This window comes from Microbacterium sp. No. 7 (assembly GCF_001314225.1).
Taxonomy (GTDB): domain Bacteria; phylum Actinomycetota; class Actinomycetes; order Actinomycetales; family Microbacteriaceae; genus Microbacterium.
Map to the genome: position 1 here is coordinate 1958297 of NZ_CP012697.1, position 19192 is coordinate 1977488.

At 67.4% G+C, this 19192-nt stretch carries 16 protein-coding genes and 1 tRNA gene; 13 read left to right on the forward strand and 4 right to left on the reverse strand.

Annotation, left to right across the window (positions count from 1 at the left end; translation table 11 throughout):
- Positions 1-180: 180 nt before the first annotated feature.
- The 11 genes from AOA12_RS08940 to AOA12_RS23085 all read left to right on the forward strand — a co-directional run bounded on the left by AOA12_RS08940 (position 181) and on the right by AOA12_RS23085 (position 12644).
- Positions 181-741: a DNA polymerase III subunit gamma/tau gene (locus tag AOA12_RS08940; RefSeq protein ID WP_231637216.1), complete on the forward strand. Its 561-nt coding sequence runs from the start codon at positions 181-183 to the stop codon at positions 739-741.
- Positions 738-1109: a hypothetical protein gene (locus AOA12_RS08945; RefSeq protein WP_054682141.1), complete on the forward strand. Its 372-nt coding sequence runs from the start codon at positions 738-740 to the stop codon at positions 1107-1109. The genes AOA12_RS08940 and AOA12_RS08945 overlap by 4 nt, the downstream gene beginning before the upstream one ends.
- Before the next feature lie 123 nt (positions 1110-1232).
- A complete protein-coding gene (gene serA / locus AOA12_RS08950) occupies positions 1233-2837 on the forward strand; it encodes a phosphoglycerate dehydrogenase (protein ID WP_054682144.1) in 1605 nt (534 codons plus the stop codon).
- A 9-nt stretch (positions 2838-2846) separates the two neighbouring features.
- Positions 2847-3899: a 3-isopropylmalate dehydrogenase gene (locus AOA12_RS08955; protein ID WP_054682146.1), complete on the forward strand. Its 1053-nt coding sequence runs from the start codon at positions 2847-2849 to the stop codon at positions 3897-3899.
- A 51-nt stretch (positions 3900-3950) separates the two neighbouring features.
- Complete coding sequence (locus AOA12_RS08960) at positions 3951-5051, forward strand: branched-chain amino acid aminotransferase (protein ID WP_054682149.1); 1101 nt, start codon at positions 3951-3953, stop codon at positions 5049-5051.
- Between the two features lie 4 nt (positions 5052-5055).
- Positions 5056-5823 (forward strand): fumarylacetoacetate hydrolase family protein, encoded by a 768-nt coding sequence (locus AOA12_RS08965; RefSeq protein WP_054682151.1) that lies wholly within the window; start codon positions 5056-5058, stop codon positions 5821-5823.
- A complete protein-coding gene (locus tag AOA12_RS08970; protein ID WP_054682153.1) occupies positions 5816-7069 on the forward strand; it encodes an MFS transporter in 1254 nt (417 codons plus the stop codon). Before AOA12_RS08965 ends, AOA12_RS08970 begins: the two co-directional genes overlap by 8 nt.
- A gap of 198 nt (positions 7070-7267) precedes the next feature.
- Positions 7268-8779 (forward strand): glutamate--tRNA ligase, encoded by a 1512-nt coding sequence (gltX, locus tag AOA12_RS08975; protein ID WP_054682154.1) that lies wholly within the window; start codon positions 7268-7270, stop codon positions 8777-8779.
- Positions 8780-8830: 51 nt separating this feature from the next.
- A complete protein-coding gene (locus tag AOA12_RS08980) occupies positions 8831-10120 on the forward strand; it encodes a threonine/serine exporter family protein (protein WP_054682157.1) in 1290 nt (429 codons plus the stop codon).
- A 78-nt stretch (positions 10121-10198) separates the two neighbouring features.
- Positions 10199-10270: transfer RNA gene (locus AOA12_RS08985), tRNA-Gln, on the forward strand.
- 430 nt (positions 10271-10700) lie between these two features.
- Positions 10701-12644, forward strand: coding sequence for a hypothetical protein (locus tag AOA12_RS23085; RefSeq protein ID WP_156366448.1), 1944 nt, complete (start codon positions 10701-10703; stop codon positions 12642-12644).
- A 355-nt stretch (positions 12645-12999) separates the two neighbouring features.
- Here the strand turns inward: AOA12_RS23085 and AOA12_RS08990 are convergent, their stop codons facing one another.
- The 4 genes from AOA12_RS08990 to istA form a co-directional block, all read right to left on the reverse strand.
- Entirely contained in the window at positions 13000-13785 is a 786-nt protein-coding gene (locus tag AOA12_RS08990) for a PIN domain-containing protein (protein ID WP_054682159.1), read from the reverse strand.
- A gap of 348 nt (positions 13786-14133) precedes the next feature.
- Entirely contained in the window at positions 14134-14700 is a 567-nt protein-coding gene (locus AOA12_RS23555) for a hypothetical protein (protein WP_197281095.1), read from the reverse strand.
- 151 nt (positions 14701-14851) lie between these two features.
- A complete protein-coding gene (gene istB / locus AOA12_RS09000) occupies positions 14852-15649 on the reverse strand; it encodes an IS21-like element helper ATPase IstB (protein WP_054678490.1) in 798 nt (265 codons plus the stop codon).
- Positions 15649-16851, reverse strand: a complete 1203-nt coding sequence (gene istA, locus AOA12_RS09005) for an IS21 family transposase (RefSeq protein ID WP_082405821.1) — start codon at positions 16849-16851, stop codon at positions 15649-15651. The genes istB and istA overlap by 1 nt, the downstream gene beginning before the upstream one ends.
- Positions 16852-17881: 1030 nt before the next feature.
- Here istA and AOA12_RS09010 point away from each other — a divergent pair.
- Together AOA12_RS09010 and AOA12_RS09015 are read left to right on the forward strand one after the other, a co-directional pair.
- Positions 17882-18067 (forward strand): hypothetical protein, encoded by a 186-nt coding sequence (locus AOA12_RS09010; RefSeq protein WP_054682164.1) that lies wholly within the window; start codon positions 17882-17884, stop codon positions 18065-18067.
- A 639-nt stretch (positions 18068-18706) separates the two neighbouring features.
- Entirely contained in the window at positions 18707-19114 is a 408-nt protein-coding gene (locus AOA12_RS09015) for a RidA family protein (protein WP_054682166.1), read from the forward strand.
- The last annotated feature ends 78 nt before the right edge of the window (positions 19115-19192 follow it).

Here is a 19192-nt window from a genome sequence, read left to right on the forward strand (position 1 = left end):
GTTCAGGGCAGCGCTGCGCGCTGACCTCTTCGGTTCAGCGCAGCGCTGCGCGCTGACCCGGCACCAGACTGCCGGCACCACCGTGCCGGCCCGTGGCATCATGCCGCACGGAGCCCGGCCCCCACAGGGGCCGGGCTCTTCCGTTCGCCGTGCGGCGCCGCCCGCTAGGCTGATGCCGTGATGAGCGGAAGAGACGACGACGCCCTGAGATGGGACGGCGACGACGATCCCACGCTGGAGGCGGGCACGGCGGCACCGGTCGCCGAGGAGCCCACTGCGCAGCAGGATCCGGTCGCGCAGCAGGATCTGGCCGCCCAGCAGGATCCGGCGGCGACGGCGGACCCCCTGGCGCTGCCGGACGGCTTCACCGCGGTGGGCAAGGGCGCGAACGCCGTGGGGCACATCGCCCCCGACGGCACGGTGACCATGCCGTCGGAGCCCGCGCCGATGGGCAACGCGGCGCTCGTCACGCTCGGCGTGCTCGCGGGCGTGTACCTGCTCTACACGATCGGCTGGTTCATCTCGGGCGACCGGCTGCGCGTCGTCGCCCGGCTCCTCGTCTCGGACGCCGCGTATCTGCCCGCGTTCGTGTTCGCCGTCGCGGCGCCGCTGCTGTGGTTCGTGACGGTCGTCGTCGTCACGCGCGCCTCGGCGGCGTGGGTGCGACTGGCGCTGCTGGTCGCGGGGGTCGTGCTGCTCGTGCCGTGGCCGTTCGTGATGGTGGGGGCGGTGGGGCAATGACGGAGAAGACCGCGAAGCCCGCGAAGGCGGAGAAGACCGCGAAGACCTCGGCGCTGCCACGTTGGCTCGTCCTGACGATCACGGGCTTCTTCGGCCTGCTGTACGCCTACTTCGTGTGGGCGGCCATCTCGTTCCTCGTCTCGCAGGCGATCGGGCCGCTCGGGCTCAACGGCATGGGATGGTTCGTGCTGCTGCTCGCCGTCGTGTTCCCCATCGCGGTGTTCGCGGGCGGGGTGGCGCTGGGCTCCCGCCGCCCGGCGGTGCCGTTCCTGCTGATCATGCTGGCCGGCATGGGCCTCGTGGGGGTGTTCTGGCTGAACATCCTCGCCTACGCGTACTCCAACGGCGCCTCGCTCGTCGGCGGCTGAGCGTCACGCTGTCGGGAGTCGTGCCGCGCGTTCGATAGGCTGATCCTCGGTCTCGCCCCGTGCGTGCGGCGTCGACCCGTTCCCTGCTCCCACGCATCCGCGTCACACCGAAGGTCTGCCAGCGTGTCTAAGCCCGTCGTCCTCCTCGCCGAAGAACTGTCTCCCGCAACGATCGACGCGCTCGGTCCAGACTTCGAGATCCGCAGCGTCAACGGCGCGGACCGCGCCGAGCTGCTGCCGGCGCTGGCCGAGGCGGACGCCGTGCTCATCCGCTCGGCGACGAAGATGGATGCCGAGGCGATCGCGGCCGCGCCCCGGCTGAAGGTCATCGCGCGCGCCGGCGTCGGCCTCGACAACGTCGACATCAAGTCGGCGACGACCGCCGGCGTCATGGTCGTCAACGCGCCGACCTCCAACATCATCTCGGCCGCCGAGCTCACGGTGGCCCACATCCTCGGCCTCGCCCGCCGCATCCCGGCCGCGAACGCCTCGCTGGCCGCCGGGCAGTGGAAGCGCAGCGCCTACACGGGCGTCGAGCTGTACGAGAAGACGCTCGGCATCATCGGCCTGGGCCGCATCGGCGCGCTCATCGCGGCGCGCCTGCAGGCGTTCGGCATGGACGTCGTCGCGTACGACCCCTACGTGACGAGCGCCCGCGCGCAGCAGCTGGGCGTGCAGCTGGTGTCGCTCGACGACCTGCTGCAGCGCAGCGACTTCGTCACGATCCACATGCCGAAGACGCCCGAGACGACGGGCATGATCAGCACGGCGCAGTTCGCGCTCATGAAGCCGACCGCCTACGTGGTCAACGTCGCGCGCGGCGGTCTCATCGACGAGGCCGCGCTGCACGAGGCGCTCACGAGCGGCCAGATCGCGGGCGCCGGCCTCGACGTGTTCACGAGCGAGCCGCCGAAGGAGGACGGCACGGCGTTCCCGCTGCTGAGCCTGCCCAACGTGCTCGTCACGCCGCACCTCGGCGCGTCGACCGACGAGGCGCAGGAGAAGGCGGGCGTCTCGGTCGCCAAGTCGGTGCGCCTCGCGCTCGGCGGCGAGCTCGTGCCCGACGCGGTCAACGTCGCGGGCGGCGTCATCGACCCGTACGTGCGCCCCGGCATCCCGCTCGTCGAGAAGCTCGGCCAGATTTTCGCGGCGCTCGCGCAGTCGCCGCTCACGAGCCTCGACGTGGAGGTGCACGGCGAGCTCAACCAGTACGACGTGAGCGTCTACAAGCTCGCCGCGCTCAAGGGCGTGTTCACCAACATCGTGAGCGAGAAGGTGTCGTACGTGAACGCGCCGCTGCTCGCGGAGCAGCGCGGCGTCGAGGCGCGCCTCATCGTCGACGACCGCTCGGAGGAGTACCGCAACGTCATCACGCTGCGCGGCGCGCTCTCCGACGGCTCGCAGCTCGCGGTCTCGGGCACGCTCACGGGCACGAAGCAGATCGAGAAGCTCGTCGGCATCGACGACTACGCCCTGGAGCTGCCGATCGAGACGCACCACGTCGTCATGCGCTACGCCGACCGTCCCGGCATCGTCGCGGTCTACGGCCAGAAGTTCGGCGACGCGGGCATCAACATCGCCGGCATGCAGATCGCCCGGCACGCCGCCGGCGGCCAGGCGCTGTCGGTGCTCACGGTCGACTCGCCGGTGCCCGACGACCTGCTCGCCGACGTGCGCGCGCAGATCCACGCCGACCTGTTCACGCAGATCCAGATCACCGAGTCCTGAGAGGCCGCAATGTCGCGCATCGTCAAGCTCGCCGTCATCCCCGGTGACGGCATCGGGCCCGAGGTCATCGCCGAGGCGGAGAAGGTGCTCGACGCCGTGACCGCGGGCGGCGAGGTCACGTTCGAGAAGACCCGGTTCTCGCTCGGCGCCGACCGGTTCCTCGCCACGGGCGACACCCTCACCGACGACGACCTCGCGTCGATCGCGGCGCACGACGCGATCCTGCTCGGCGCCGTGGGGGGAGTGCCCGGGGACCCGCGCCTGAAGGACGCGAACATCGAGCGCGGGCTGCTGCTGCGGCTGCGCTTCGCGCTCGACCACTACATCAACCTGCGGCCGTCGAAGCTGTACCCCGGCGTTCCCGGCCCGCTCGCCGAGCCGGGCGACGTCGACTTCGTCGTCGTGCGCGAGGGCACCGAGGGGCCCTACGTCGGCAACGGCGGGGCGATCCGCGTCGGCACGCCGCAGGAGATCGCGAACGAGACGAGCGTCAACACGGCGTTCGGCGTCGAGCGCGTCGTGCGCTACGCGTTCGCGCAGGCCGCACGCCGCCGCAAGAAGCTCACCTACGTGCACAAGACGAACGTGCTCGTGCACGCGGGCGGCATCTGGAAGCGGCTCGTGGATGCCGTGAGCGCGGAGTATCCGGATGTGGCCGTAGACTATCTGCACGTCGATGCGGCCACCATCTTCTTGGTCACGAACCCCGGCCGATTCGACGTCATCGTCACCGACAACCTCTTCGGCGACATCCTGACCGACCTCGCCGGTGCGATCACCGGAGGTATCGGGCTCGCCGCCTCGGGCAACATCAACCCCGAGGGCGCGTTCCCCTCGATGTTCGAGCCGGTGCACGGCTCGGCCCCCGACATCGCCGGTCAGGCGAAGGCCGACCCCACGGCCGCGATCCTGTCGGTCGCCCTCCTGCTCGATCACCTCGGGCTGGTGGACGAGGCGGAGCGCGTGACCCGGGCGGTCGAAGACGACATCGCCTCGCGAGGCGACGGCGCGCGCACGACCGGCGAGGTCGGAGACGCGATCGCCGCCCGCGTATCGGCGTAATCTGGAATCGCGCGTGGGCGCCTCCCACGGCGCGTGGAACAAGGATCGCTCATGACACTCACCGACACCGCGTCGAACATCACTCCGCTGGAGTTCGCCGTGACGAAGAACCTCGCCGCCAAGAGCACCGCCGAGCGCGATGCGATTCTGGCGAACCCCGGCTTCGGCACCAACTTCACCGATCACATGGTCGACATCTGCTGGTCGCGAGGCGGCGGGTGGCACCGGCCCCGGGTGCAGCCCTACGGGCCGATCTCGCTCGACCCGGCGGCGGCCGTGCTGCACTACGGCCAGGAGGTCTTCGAGGGCGTCAAGGCCTACCGGCACGCCGACGGCTCGATCCACACGTTCCGGGCCGACCAGAACGCGCTGCGGCTGCAGCGCTCGGCGCGCCGGCTCGCCCTGCCCGAGCTGCCGGCCGACTACTTCCTGCAGTCGCTGCGCGAGCTCATCGCCGTCGACGGCGCCTGGGTGCCGTCGGGTGACGACCAGAGCCTGTACCTGCGTCCGTTCCTGTTCGCCAAGGAGGCGTTCCTCGGCGTGCGCCCGGCCGAGAAGGTCGCCTACTACCTCATCGCGAGCCCCGCGGGCGCCTACTTCAAGGGCGGCGTGACGCCGGTGTCGATCTGGCTGAGCGAGCAGTACGCGCGCGCCGGCAAGGGCGGCACCGGTGCGGCGAAGACCGGCGGCAACTACGCGGCGAGCCTGCTCCCGCAGTCGGAGGCGTACGCGCAGGGCTGCGACCAGGTGGTCTTCCTCGACCAGGACGGCAACGTCGAGGAGCTCGGCGGCATGAACGTGGTGTTCGTGTTCGCCGACGGCACGATCGTCACGCCGCACTCCGACTCGATCCTCGAGGGCATCACGCGCGACTCGATCCTGCAGCTCGCCGTCGACCGCGGCCACCGCGTGGAGCGCCGGCCGATCTCGCTCGCCGAGTGGCGCGAGGGCGTGGCATCCGGCGACATCGTCGAGGTGTTCGCGTGCGGCACCGCGGCGGTCGTGACGCCCATCGGCGTGCTCAAGGCCGAGGGCTTCGAGGACGCGCAGCCGACGGGCGAGCTCGCGCTGTCGCTGCGCCAGGAGCTCACCGACATCCAGTACGGACGTCGCGAGGACACGCACGGCTGGCTCATCCGCCTGGACGCCTGACGCGATGAAGATCGCGCGGTTCAGTCACGGCGAGCGCATCCGGTACGGCGTCGTCGACGAGGGCGATCTCGTCGTGCTCGCCGGGGATCCGCTGTTCGCCGGGTTCGAGACGACGGGGGAGCGGGTCCCGCTCGCGGATGCCACGCTGCTCGCCCCGGTCATCCCGCGCTCCAAGGTCGTGTGCGTCGGCAAGAACTACCGCGACCACGCGGCCGAGATGGGTGGCGAGGCGCCCGCGGAGCCGCTGCTGTTCCTCAAGCCGAACACGGCGGTGATCGGCCCGGGCGACGCGATCGTGCGCCCGCCGCAGTCGCAGCGCACCGACTTCGAGGGCGAGCTCGCCGTCGTGATCGGCAGGATCGCGAAGAACGTGCCCGCGGAGAACGCCCTCGACCACGTCTTCGGCTACACGATCGGCAACGACGTGACGGCGCGCGATCTGCAGCGGTCCGACGGGCAGTGGTCGCGTGCGAAGGGGTTCGACACGTTCTGCCCGCTCGGCCCGGTCATCGAGACGGAGTTCGACCTCGACGGCGGAGCGCGCGTGATCTCGCGCGTGGGCGGCGAGGTGCGGCAGGACGGGCCGATCAGCGACATGGTGCACACGGTGCCCGACATCATCGCGTACGCGTCGGCGGCGTTCACCCTGCTGCCGGGCGACGTGATCCTCACCGGAACGCCGGCGGGCGTCGGCCCGTTCGTCGCCGGCGACACGCTGGAGGTCGAGATCACCGGCATCGGCGTGCTGCGCAACACCGCACGCGATGCCTGAGTCCTCGGCATCCGGGCCGGAGGCGGCGACCGGCGTCGACGCGACGACGCTCGCCCGCGTGCAGCGTCGCACCGTCGCGGTGCTGTCGGCCGGGCAGGTGCTCGGCGGCGTGGCGTTCGGCGCGACGATCTCGCTCGGCGCGGTGCTCGCCGCGGACGTCTCGGGCGACGACGCCCTCTCCGGCTTCGCGACGGCGTTCGTGACCCTCGGCACGGCGGCCGTCGCGGTGCCGCTCGCGACGCTCGCCCGCCGGCGGGGCCGTCGCATCGGCCTCGCGATCGGCATGGTCATCGCCCTGCTGGGCGTCGGGGTCGTCGTGCTCGGAGCAGCGGTGCGGGTGTTCCCGCTGCTGATCGCGGGGTTCGCGCTCATCGGCGCGGGGCAGGCGGCGAACCTGCAGTCGCGCTTCGCGGCCGCCGACCTGGCGACCGATGCGTCGCGCGGACGCGATCTGTCGGTGGTCGTGTGGGCGACGACGATCGGCGCTGTGCTCGGCCCGAATCTCGTCGGGCCCGGCGAGGCGATCGGGCAGGCGCTCGGGATGCCGCCGATGACCGGCGCGTACGTCTTCACGGTCGTCGCGCAGGTGCTGGCGATCGTGCTGTATCTCGTGCTGCTGCGTCCCGATCCGCTGAAGCTGGCGCAGCGCGTCGCGGGCGAGCGGGCGTCGGGCGCCGGCGCGGCCATCGCGCGCGACGACCGTCCGCGCACGGCGCTGTTCGCGATGATCGCGATCGCCGGGGCGCACGGCGTGATGGTCGCGGTCATGGCGATGACGCCCGTGCACCTCGTGCACCACGGCGCGTCGCTGGAGGTCGTCGGCCTGACCATCAGCCTGCACATCGCGGGCATGTATGCGCTGTCGCCCGTGTTCGGCATGCTCGCCGACCGCGTCGGACGCGTCGCCACGGTGCTGGTGGGGCAGGTGCTGCTCGTCGCGGCGATGCTCACGGCGTCCTTCGGCCAGGACTCGAACACGGCCGTGACGATCGCGCTCGTGCTGCTCGGGCTGGGCTGGAGCGCGTCGACGGTCGCCGGCTCGACGCTGCTCACCGAGTCGTCGTCGGAGGAGAGGCGCACGGTGCGGCAGGGACGCAGCGACCTCGCGATGAGCCTCGTCGGCGGCCTGGGCGCGATCGCGGCGGGCGGCGTGCTCGGCGCGATCGGCTACGGCGGCCTGGCGCTCGTCGCGCTGGTCATCGTCGTCGCCGTCGCGGCCGCGGCGCCGCTCGCCCGGCAGCGCTGAGCCGCCGGGCACGCATGCGGCGCGCCGTATGCCCAGGCCCCGGCATCCCCTCAATACAGGAGATATCACCGGGACAGGAGGTTTCGCCGCGGATCGTCCTGTAGCGCTGATTTCTCCTGTCTTCGTGATGCGCATCCTCACTGCCAGACGTGCACACCCCACCGCCACACGTGCACCCCGCCGTAGACTGGAACGCCTATGGCTACTCCGCATCCTCGCACCACCACGGCGACCGGCAGCGATGTCCGCGTGCGCTTCTGCCCCTCGCCGACGGGGCTTCCGCACGTCGGCCTGATCCGCACCGCGCTGTACAACTGGGCGTACGCACGGCACACCGGCGGCAGGCTCATCTTCCGCGTCGAGGACACCGATGCGGCGCGCGACAGCGAGGAGAGCTACCGGCAGCTCATCGATGCGCTCACGTGGCTGCGCATCGACTGGGACGAGGGCGTGGAGAAGGGCGGGCCGCACGAGCCGTACCGCCAGTCGCAGCGCACGGAGATCTACGCCGAGACGCTGCAGAAGCTCATCGCGAGCGGTGCCGTCTACGAGTCCTACTCGACGGCGGAGGAGATCGACGCCCGCAACGAGGCGGCCGGCCGCGCCAAGCAGCTCGGCTACGACAACCACGACCGCGACCTCACCGACGAGCAGAAGGCCGCGTTCCGCACCGAAGGTCGCGAGCCCGCGTGGCGCCTGCGCGTGCCCGACGTGGACCTCACCTACGTCGACCTGATCCGCGGCGAGGTGACGTTCCCCGCCGGTTCGTTCCCCGACTTCGTGGTCGTGCGGGCCGGCGGTCAGGCGCTGTACACGTTCACGAACCCCGTGGACGATGCGCTGATGGGCATCACGCACGTGATCCGCGGCGAGGACCTGATGCCGTCGACCGCGCGGCAGCTCGCGCTGTACGACGCGCTCGTCGAGGCGGGCGTGGCCGACTTCGTGCCGCGGTTCGGGCATATGCCGCTCGTGCTCGGCGAGACCGGCAACAAGAAGCTGTCGAAGCGCGACCCGCAGGCCGACCTGTTCCTGCAGCGTGAGAAGGGCTTCATCCACGAGGGCCTGCTGAACTACCTCGCGCTGCTCGGCTGGTCGATCGCGCCCGACCGCGACGTGTTCTCGCTCGACGAGCTGGTCGCGGCGTTCGACATCGCCGACGTGAACCCCAACCCCGCGCGCTTCGACCAGAAGAAGGCCGAGTCGATCAACGGCGACCACATCCGCCTGCTCGAGCCCGCCGACTTCGCGGGTCGCCTCGTGCCGTACCTCGCGTCGGCCGGTCTGGTGTCGGAGCCGCTGACCGACGACGAACGACGGATGCTGGATGCCGCGGCGCCGCTCGTGCAGGAGCGCATGCAGCTGCTGGGCGACGCGCCCGGGCTGCTCGGCTTCCTCTTCCGCGACGAGGTGACGTACGAGGACGATGCGCTCAAGGGGCTGCCCGCGAACGCGGGCGAGGTGCTCGTGGCATCCGTCGCCGCGCTCGAGCTGGTGCCGGAGCAGGGCTTCACCGCCGCGGCCGTGCAGCAGGCTTTGTCGGACGCGCTCATCGACGGGCTCGGGCTCAAGCCGCGCGTCGCATACGGCCCGCCGCGCGTCGCGCTGAGCGGACGTCGCGTGTCGCCGCCGCTGTTCGAGTCGATGGAACTGCTCGGCAAGGCCGAGACGGTGCGCCGGCTCGGGGCGCTCGTGCAGCACCTGGGCTGAGCTCGGATGCGTGTGCGGTCGTGGGGCCGTGCGCGGCCCTAGGATCGACGCATGACCGCCGCGGATGCCGTTCGTGACCTGTCCGCCGACGACGTGCGGCAGCGGCTGGAGCTGTTGAGCGCGCTGGGTCTCGGCTTTCTGGAGTCCGGTCAGTCGGGCGGCCAGACGTCGCGCGTGCTGACGTCGTGCGCCTCGCTGCTGGGGCTGGCTCAGGCGTCGGTGACCGTGTTCGGTCGCGTGGTGCTGACGCAGGCGCATGCGCCCGACGGGGGCTCCGTGAGCGTCTCGGGCGCCGCGCGGACGCTCGACGTGATCGACTGCTCGCGCCTGCGCGGCCTGGCCGATGTCGCGGCGCGCATCGGCGAGTCGGCGCGCGTGGACGTGCTGCGCGACGACGTCTCTCGCGTGCGCGACCGCGCGACGAACGGGGCGGTGACGACGGCGGGGCTCACGATGCTCGCCGTGTTCATCACGATGCAGGTCGGGGTGCTCTGGCAGGCGTGGGTCACGGCCGCGGTGTTGCAGCTGATCAGCTCGTTCGTGGGGCTCGGCGCGTCGCGCGTGCTCATGCCGCGGCTGTTCGCGGCGGCCGTGCAGAGCGCCGCCGGGGGAGCGGTGGCGACCGCGCTCGTGCTCGCCGGGTTCGTCGATCCGGTCGGCGCCGCCGCGGCGATCGCCGTGACGTGGCTGCTGATCCTGCCGTTGCCGCAGCTCATCAGCGCCGTCACCGACGCGATCGACGCCGACTACCTGTCGGCGATGAGCCGTGCCGGAAGCCTCGCGGTGACGGCCGTCGGCATCGCGCTGGGCGGGGTGGTGACGTTCGCGCTCGGCGAGCTGTTCCACATGGAGCACCCGCGCATCGACGACCTGCCGAGCATGCCGTGGTACCTCGTGCTGGTGTTCTCGGGACTGGGCGCACTGTCCAATGCGCTCGCGAACGGCGGCCGGCGTTCGCTGATCCTCCCCGCGCTCGTGCTCGGCGTGGTGACCGGCGCGACCAACCAGCTGCTGCTGCGTGTCGTCGGGCTCGACGCCCTGTGGGCGAGCTCGCTCAGCGGCGTCGTGCTCGGCGTCGTGACCGTCGTGTTCGCCGCGCGGACCGGATACCCGCAGCAGGTGCTCGCCCTCATGGGCATCACCGGTGCGCTGCTGCCCGGACTGCAGGTGTTCCTCGGCATCCTGCAGCAGATGAGCGGCGGATCGGGCCTCGCGCACTTCGGCACCGCCGCGGCGATCTGCCTCAGCGTCGGCGTGGGCGTCGCGCTGGGCGCGTACCTCGCGAGCCTGTTCGACCCGTCACGGTTCTCGGTGCGGGAGCAGCTCCGGGGACAGGGGTAGGAGCGGGTTCCTCGTTTTGGCGGTTCGGGGATCGTCGGCTAAGCTTGACCCTCGGTGCACGGCTTCGGCTGATGCCCTTGGGGTATGGTGTAATTGGCAACACGGCTGATTCTGGTTCAGTTGTTCTTGGTTCGAGTCCAGGTACCCCAGCAGTGAGGACGTTACTCGAACCATGGTCAATCGAACTGGCCTTGGCCCCTTGATTCTCAGGGGCTCCCTGCGGTTTCGGCGGGTCTTCCGTTCTCCGGGTTCTGTGCGCTGGGCGGCGCATGGAGCGGCCGCACACCGACGTTCGCAGCGTTCCGTTCGCCGACGACGCGAACCTTGTAGTCCGGGCCTGTTAGTTCAATGGTGCAACTGGGGTGTTGTCCACTAGCGTCGGTGGGCGCTGAGGTGAACCGGCCTGGGGCTGTGGGAGGGCATGATCTAACAAGGAATGATCATGTCAGCAGTGAGGACGTATGACGCGGAGATCCAGGCGCGCGTGGTGCGGATGTACGAGTATCGGATCGCGGAGGGTAGTGAGAGACTCCGTGGCACGATGACTCCGTCACAGCAGCTGACCGCTCGAAGGAGGTCCGTGATTGCTACCAAGGCATGGAATTTCTTAGGCGCAATTTTGTGCAATCCCTTGAAGAAGATGGCGAGCATCATGTCTACCTTGGGGCGTCCGACGGATAGGGTGAACGTGATCGATCAGCAGGATTCTCACGATGCGCTGTTTACGTCGCCTACTATTCACTTCACGATGACCAGCCATGCCGGTGGGCCAATCGACCTCGAATTTGCAGTGCGGCGACTGTTTCGAGCGGACATTGCGGTTGCAGCGGCATGGCCATCGGAATCCGGGGTCCGACTCACACCGAAGATGCGCTCGCTGGTCAAGGTCATTCGTTCGGGTGAGAGACTGCGAGATGATGTGGCTGACCTCAGGTCGGGCAAGTCGTTTGCAGCGGCCGCGAGGTTCGCTTGGCGGCACCCACGACTCGTCACCAATGCACTGCGACGCAGGTGGTCTCGATCCGCGGCTGTCGATGCTCCCGTCGTCGATGCGGCGGATAGCGGCGCTGACTCGCTTGATGGGGCGCTCAGCATGGCTCGGAAAGTAATCGTAGATGCCCAGAAGATTGCGGCTGCCGAGCATCAGATCGACGAGACGCTGTTCGGTGGTGCAAGCCGCATTGGCGATGACTTCGTACGGCTGATTCTCCGAGGCTCCTACCATGACCTGCGGATCCCAGGGGTGAGCGAGACTGCGCACGCGGCGTTCGAGCCGCGGCTGCTCATACACCGATGCGGCGTAGTTCAGCTCACAATCGCGCTTCCCATTCATCGAGAGATGACGACCGCACAGCTTGTCGAGATCGCCCGATCTGATCGCGCGGTTCTCGTACGATCGGAAATCCCAGAGCCACTGCTGATCGGCCTCCCAGTGAAACGTCTTCTGGGGGAGTGGCGGACGATCTCTGATGCAGGTGCACGCCTGCGGGCGATGGAGTTCCCTGACTCGCCAACCATGGCGGACTCGCTCGAGCGGCATTTTGGTGCCGTCGGGACAGCACTTGGAGTTCCCCTCCCACGAGAGTGGAACACTCATGCCACCGTGATGGCCGCGATGGGCCATTGTTGTGGGTCTGCGGAGCTGTGGCAGGTCCGTCACAAGGACGCGATCGCTCGGGTGGCTACTCGATTCGACTCAGACGCCAACGTCAATCTTGACCGACTCTCCGGCGCAGATCTCTCGGTGAGTGCCGACCACCAGCTTTATACGAACCTCGGCTCGACGACCCGTATTCAACTCATTGGAGCGCCCCCAGAGCCAATCCGTGATCTTGATACCGTGCTGATCGTCGAGCACACACTCGTGCAATACTTCCGTCTGCGAAATCTGGAATCGGCCGTTACCGGCGGCGCGCTGTATGGCAAGAAACTTGAACGCGCTTATGCCGAAGCCATTAAGGTCTTGGCCGACATGCGACAACAGGAGATTCGCTTTGGATCAGCGCGCCAGATTGCAACCCGCCTCCTGACGGACCTTGGCGGGGAGGAGATGCGACGCACAGTCGAGACCGCATTGGATCTATCGTCGCAAGCCAATGCCACTCGGTCTGCAAATACTCAGGCGAGCCGCTCGTTGCGGTTGGCCTGGATTGCGACCATTCTCGCGGCGCTCGTGGCTGTGCCAGCCTTGCGGGATCTGCTCGACTACGTCTCGGAGGTCGATACGTCGACCGTGATCGGCAAGATGCTGTTTCCTCTCAGGTTGGCGGCCGATACCGGTGAATGGGGGCCGTGGGTAGTATTGGCATCTCTCGCGGCTATCCTTGTTTCTGTCTGGCTATTGGGACGAGCGACGAAACTGCCTGCTGTGCTCCGTCGTTGCGCTGAGTGTTTCCGACGCCGTCGCTCCTGGCTACCTGCGGATCTCAAACTCCATGTTGAGAGCGAGCGCGCGTCTCGCCCCGCGTCTGATGCTGAACGGTTGTCGGTCGCAGCGGGGCAATCAGTCCCGCCAAGCCAGTAAGGGGCATTTCCGTGCTCCTAGTGCACTGTGTCGTTGGTTCCTGGGTCGTTGGCATATTGGGAGCGTAGTTCGATGAGGGCAACTTCCACGATGTGCCGGGGGAGGGGCGAACCGACGTGGTCCCCACCGAGATGAGCCGCATGATTCACTTCAGCTCGCGCAACTTCCTCTCCGTCAAGAACGAACGAGAACCAGGCAGTACTTTTGCTGGCTCATCGGTACAGCTCGGCTGATCCACCAACGCTCGTTGAAACCCAAGACACTGGCTTCAAGGGGTAAGTAGTAGCGGTCGATCAACTCGAGCTGCCGAACTTCGGGATGCCACGAGGCGCGTGAGCAAGAGGTCAATCCATGGTCAGGAATCCTCCGTCGGCCTGAACGCCTTCAAGCCTGCGCTTCGTGCTCGGAAGATCATCGCCTGATCGTACGTTGCGAGAGCAACGTTCGACGTGAAGGGGCGCAGCCGAATTGCCTGATCCATAATCTCCAGATCGGCGTCGCGCGTGCGTGTGTGGTGAAGATCGTCGACGATCAGTATTGCGTGGAGCTCATCTGGCAGCTGCATGCCACCTGCCCCGCGTTCTCGGATCTGCCAGTTCAAGTAGCCCGCCTTGAAGACGGTATCGAGGGAGCGAAGCGCTTTCCGCGCAAGCGTCCGCACAGCGAGCTTCTCATCTCCGAGGTACATGGCACCGTTGCTGTCCTTCAGCCTGTCGAGTTCTTCGACGACAACCATTGGGATCCCGAGAGCGATGGCTTCGTGGGGGAAGATGTTGAGCCCGACATTCCAGGGGATGTCGATCAGATTCTCGGAGTGTCGAAGCAGCACGTTGGTGTCCAAGACGACGGCGGCATAGGGCTTTCCGGCGATGCCGTGTTCTCGCCACTTCGACCAAACATCCGCCTGCCCCCGCAAGTCCTTGAGTGCTGCACTTACGGCTTCGATGCAGCTAGTGACTTCTAGATCCACGAGTTCACCCACCGCTGCAACGCCATACGCGATAGGGTCGAGCGACTGGAGCAGCCAGTGTCGACGCGAGGCCACCAGTTCTTCGATCGAAGCGGGCATGAGCTGGCCGGTGAGCGACCTAATCTGGCGAGTGGACCACGTACGATACTCGTTCAGCCGATCGACGGGCATCCCTGCTCCGACGATGTTTGAGGCTGTGCGGGATGTCTCTTCGAGTGCCGCGATCGCGCTCTGAAGCGAAGCGCCAGGAGTTAGTTGGACCACCCGCTCACCGTATCCGTGACCGCAGACAGTGGGACTCAATGAGCCTCTCACAACGCGCCATGGGGCGGATTGTCGCGAATGGTTCTGGGCCAGCCGGATAGGCGGAGTCGTGTGGGCGATGGTGGCGGCGAAGTCTCTGGCCAGGAGAGCATTACTGGGCAGAGAATTATAGGTGGGATTGCGGAAATACCACATGGGATCTCTGACGCTAGTACGACCTCTGCGAGTTTCGGTGTCTGGGGAAGCTCGGCTCGGTCACACGGTCGGCTTCGCTCCTGAGCTGTGATCGTCCGGTCTTGTCATGATCCATGCCTCACAGTCGGAGAGGAAACCGCGGTAGAGGGCAAGTGCCGCCTTCTCGGTCTGCTCGATGTCGAGTCGTTCGCCGAGCCAGCCCCAGATCGGGCCGCCGTCCTCGGCGACGTCGAGGTACCAGGTCTGCACCTGCTGGCGGCTAACTGTTCCGTCGCGACCTTCGTCAAGGGTGTACTCGTCAATGTGCTCGCTCACGTTTCTGACCCGGAGTAACCACGGCACTTCGCCGTCGAAGGCATGGAGGCGCTTACCGAGGGGAGCATCGAGTCCAGTGACACGTTTGGCGGTGCGTTCGATGCAGCGGCGGAGACGAACCACCGCCACGAGGAAGAAGTGCAGGTCGACTTCGAGGGCCTGAACTTCCACCTGCTCGGGATGCTGCTTACGGAAGCGGCGGCCCACACGTCCTGACTGAAGCGAGACCGCATTGATCCAGTTGGTCGCTTCGGTACGCAGGCGCTCCACGACCACTCCCTCGGAGGGTGTGTCCATGTGGTCGAGGCTCATCCTCCTATTTTGCCGATGCGGGGATGGGCGCTCTGCGATTGCGGCGTGCGAGCCTTCTCGGTTGCTCGATGCAGGCTGAGAAGGCTCAGTGTCGGCGGCGCTCGAACTCTGGACGCTTTCGGCGCTCGAAAAGTGAACGGTTGCGGGCAGTCTAGCTAGGTGTTTCGTCGGTGGTGGTGCGGATGCTGGGGAGGCTGTCGATGCCGCGGCCGCGGAGTCGGTAGCTGGCGCCTTTGAGGGTGAGGACGTCGGCGTGGTGAACGATGCGGTCGATCATCGCGGCGGCAACGGCCTGGTCGCCGAAGACCCCTCCCCAGCTGGAGAACGGCAGGTTCGAGGTCAGGATCAGTGACGCGTGCTCGTAGCGGCTGGAGACGAGTTGGAAGAACAGGTTCGCTGCGTCTTGTTCGAACGGGAGGTAGCCGACTTCGTCGACGATGATCAGCCCGTAACGCCGCAGCCGGGCGAGCTCTTTCGGGAGGTTGCCTTGCCGGTGGGCGTCGGTGAGGCGGGTGACCCAGTCGGTCGCGGTCGCGAACAGCACTCGGTGCCCGTGGCGGGCGGCGACGATTCCGAGCGCGGTCGCGAGGTGGGTCTTCCCGGTTCCGGGAGGGCCGAGCAGGACCACGTTCTGCGCTTCGAGGAGGAACCCTCCCGAAGCGAGCGCCGCGATCTGCTGCCGAGTGGCTGGTTGCGCGTCCCAGTCGAAGTCCTCGAGCGTCTTCCGGCTCGGGAACCCGGCCGCTTTGATCCGCAGCTCCGCGCCGGAAGCGTTGCGAGCGCTCACTTCGCGTTCGAGGACGGCGGCGAGGTAGTCCTCGAACGACCACCCGGCGTCGCGTGCTTGGTCCGCCATCCGGGCTGCGGCCTCCGTGATCCGGGGTGCCTTGAGTGCGCCGGCGAGGTAGGTGATCTGCTTCACCGACTCGCTGGTCTTCGAGGTAGCCATCAGGCGACTCCTTCGATCCCGAACGCCCGGTCGTAGTCCGCGAGATCACGCGCCAGGTCATCAACGGGATCAGGACGTGGGGTCTGGAACTGTTGCCGCAGCCGTTTCGCGGCCTCCAGATGTGCGGGATCGGTGATCGTGGAGCCGCGCGCCCAGACCCGCGCGTGGTCAGCGACCAGCCTGTCCTCCAGGCGCACCCGAACACGGTCGAGATCGGCGATTACGTCGACAAACCGGCCTATCGCGGCGGGATCGACGGAGTAGTCGCTCGCGTCGAGGCGGACGTAGTAGTCCCGCCCGAGGCGGACTCGTTCTCGCCAGCCCAGTTGCAGCGGGATCGGCGGCAACGGGAGCATCCGTGAACGGTCGTGGCCGATCAGATCGACCGGGCGTGCCTTGATCGTCCGCACCACCCTCGCGTTCGCTCTCTCCAGCCAGCCCTCCAGCTGGGCGTTGAAGTCCGCCGGGGAAGTGAACGTGCGGCCGGGCATGAACGAGGTCTCGAGCCAGCCGTTGCGGCGCTCCACGATCCCTTTCGATTCCGGGTCGTAGGGCCTCAGCTGCACGACCTTCGTCGCGAGGGTCCCCGCGAACGCCGCAACACCTTGCGCGAGGCGGCCGCGCTGCCCGATGCCGGACTCGTTGTCCCAGATCAGCCGCCGCGGGACCGCGCCGAGCCGTTGGATGAGATCCCAGTGCCCGAGCAGCAGATCCTCCGTCTTCCTGGTCGGGATCATCCGCGCAGTCACGAACCGCGAATGCGCCGCGACGATCACCAACACCGGCAACAGCGCCGTCGTGCCGTCCTCGAGCGGGATCTTCCGCGGCGGGAACCAGAGATCACATTGAGCCGCATCGCCCGCCGCCCACGAGAGCCGATCCGCCGGGTCGACCGGGTGATGCTCAGGTCGCAGTCTCACGACATTGTCCCGGAACCAGCGGATCGAGCCCTCCCAACCAACCCGCTCCGCGAGCACCGTCGCCGGCATCCGCGGATGCTCGGCGAGCAACGCCCGCACCCGCACCTCGAACGGCGTGAACGACGTCGGCCGCGGCGACCGCTCATACTTCGGCGGCCCGTCGGAGTTCACCGCCTTGATCACGGTCGTCCGCGAGATCCCCAACCGCGCCGCGATCTGCGCTTTCGGAACCCCGTCCGAAGCCAGCCTCCTGATCAGCGCCCAGTCTTCCAAAGTGATCACTCTCCAATCGTTGAGTGTCCACTTTTCGAGCGCCGCTATCGATCAGTTCTCAAGCGCCGTCGACACTCAGGGGGAGAGCGCCGATGACGCTCTCCCCCTGAGCTACCAGGGCTCGATTGTGATTTCGAGTCCGGCTACAGTGATACGGACGGTAAGACGGAATCCGCGACTCATGGGTTGCTCCTTTCGTTCTGTCAGATGCCCCTCTGTCCTGACCGACAGAGGGGCATCGTCTGTCATGTACCTCCACCTTGGCTTGTGCTTCACTTCGATGCAACGCGCTCACCCTCACTATCCAAGCGGAGCGAACTACCGCTCGTAGCGGAGTTACACACCCACTATCAGCGGAGTAGCATCGTCTCAACAGCGGAGGCAAGAGTGCGCTTGCAGCGGTATCCATAAGAAGTACGGGTACCCCAGAGGACCCCATGTACCCCCGGACTCCCTGTTACTCCGCTACAAACGACATGAGCTCCGGGAGGCGAACTGATGGTATCCGCTGATGCAGTCGCAGCGATGAAGGCCACGGTTGCCCGATCCAAGCGCACGGCAAGTGTCCAGTTCCCCGTGGAGTTCGTTCGTTCGATCGGGGATGAGCCCCCGATGCTCGCGCAACTCATGGCAGGTGGTCAGGGCGGCAGCGTCCGACTGAAGCTCTACCTCACGTTGGCGATGCAAGCGACGAGGCCGCCGCGCACCGTCGCCCCTCGCACCTCCGCCGGCTATGCCCGGCTGCTCGACCTTCCGGAAGCCTCAGGTAGTCGACGTGTGAACGAAGCCCTGAAATGGCTCAGTTCGCGGCAACTCATCGACCGAACTCCTCGACCCGGAAAACCCGCTCAGATCACACTCCTGCAACCAGACGGCTCGGGAGAAGATATGGACGACCACCGGAGGAGCGCGATGGGTAACGCTTCCCATCCAACTCTGGGAAGCAGGATGGATATTCGAGCTCTCTGGCCGAGCGCTCGCTGTCTACGTCGCCCTCCGCGAGTTGCTTGGAGGTAACAAGCACCCGGACGGACAGTTCATGGACGGCTACCGGAAGCCGCAGTACGGCATGTCGGACGACACTTGGACTCGCGCCACGAAGGAACTAGACGAACTCGGCCTCCTGACGATCACCATCGAACCCTGGGGAGACGACGAACGAATGCGGCGCGTCAGACGGCGCTACCTACTATCCGACCTCGCCCTGCTGCCATCCCCGATCTGAGACACCGCCCGTCGAGACTCGAAGCCAGGCAAGAAATCGATGTGGAACTGCAACGAATGCTGCAATAACCCCTACATTTCTTTGAAAGAACCCAGATCTGACCTGGGCTTCATGTGACACCGTTGCCTCCTTCAGGACGCGCCCCGACCCGCGTTGTTATATATGACACCCCTACGCCCAGCGCCGGTGGCGGACACTCTGGTTGGCTGCATCACTAGCATCGACCCGGACCTCAGCGCCACCATCCAGCGCACGCTGGCGCTGCAGGGAGAGTTCGGCGGCGAGAATCTCGGGGTAGCCGCGTCGTCGTCTCATCGGCGCAGGAATCCCGGGTTGGACGCCCTGATGGCTCTGTCGCACGCCTGGGGACAAGTGCGCTGGGCGGCCTTCGGAGCCTGCTCAGGTGACCAGATTGGTGACCAGAAACCCCCGGATCGGCCGGCATCAGCCGGTAGGTACCGGTAGCGTTGTCGGCATGAGAACCACGGAATCACGCGGGTTCTAGCCGGATCGGCACCCGCGGCGTCACCTGGTCCGAGCCCCTCAGTTGTTCTCGGTCCGAGTCCACCCATCACGCGCCCTCAGCGCCCGCGCAACCCACCCCCGACAGGCCCACCAACACCCTGGCAGGATGGACCCATGCCCAGCGCCGTCCGCCTGATCCGCGCATCCACGCTCTCCGACGTTGCCGAGTACGCCTACGCCGCGACAGCGCCCAAGGATGCGCGGTTGATCTTCCTGGCAGGCTCCTGCCCTCTGGATGAGGACGGCGCGACTGTCGCCGTCGGCGACTACGCCGGCCAGGCGGCCGCGTGCATCGAGACGATGAAGCGCGCGCTGGCGGCGGCCGGTGCGACGATCGACGATGTGATCAGCACGCGCGTGCTGGTCGCGTCAGCGCGGCAGGCCGACCTTGTGACGGCGTGGGAGGTCGTGCGCGACGCGTTCGGCGAGCACGACGTACCCAGCACACTCTTGGGCGTCACGGTCCTGGGCTACGACGAGCAGCTCGTGGAGATCGAGGCCATCGCCGCCGTCACCGACTGAGCAATCAAACGCTCCCGCAACAGACACACCCGCGCCGCACGACGGAGGGCACGCGCCCCGGCTCCCGCCGGTACGCGC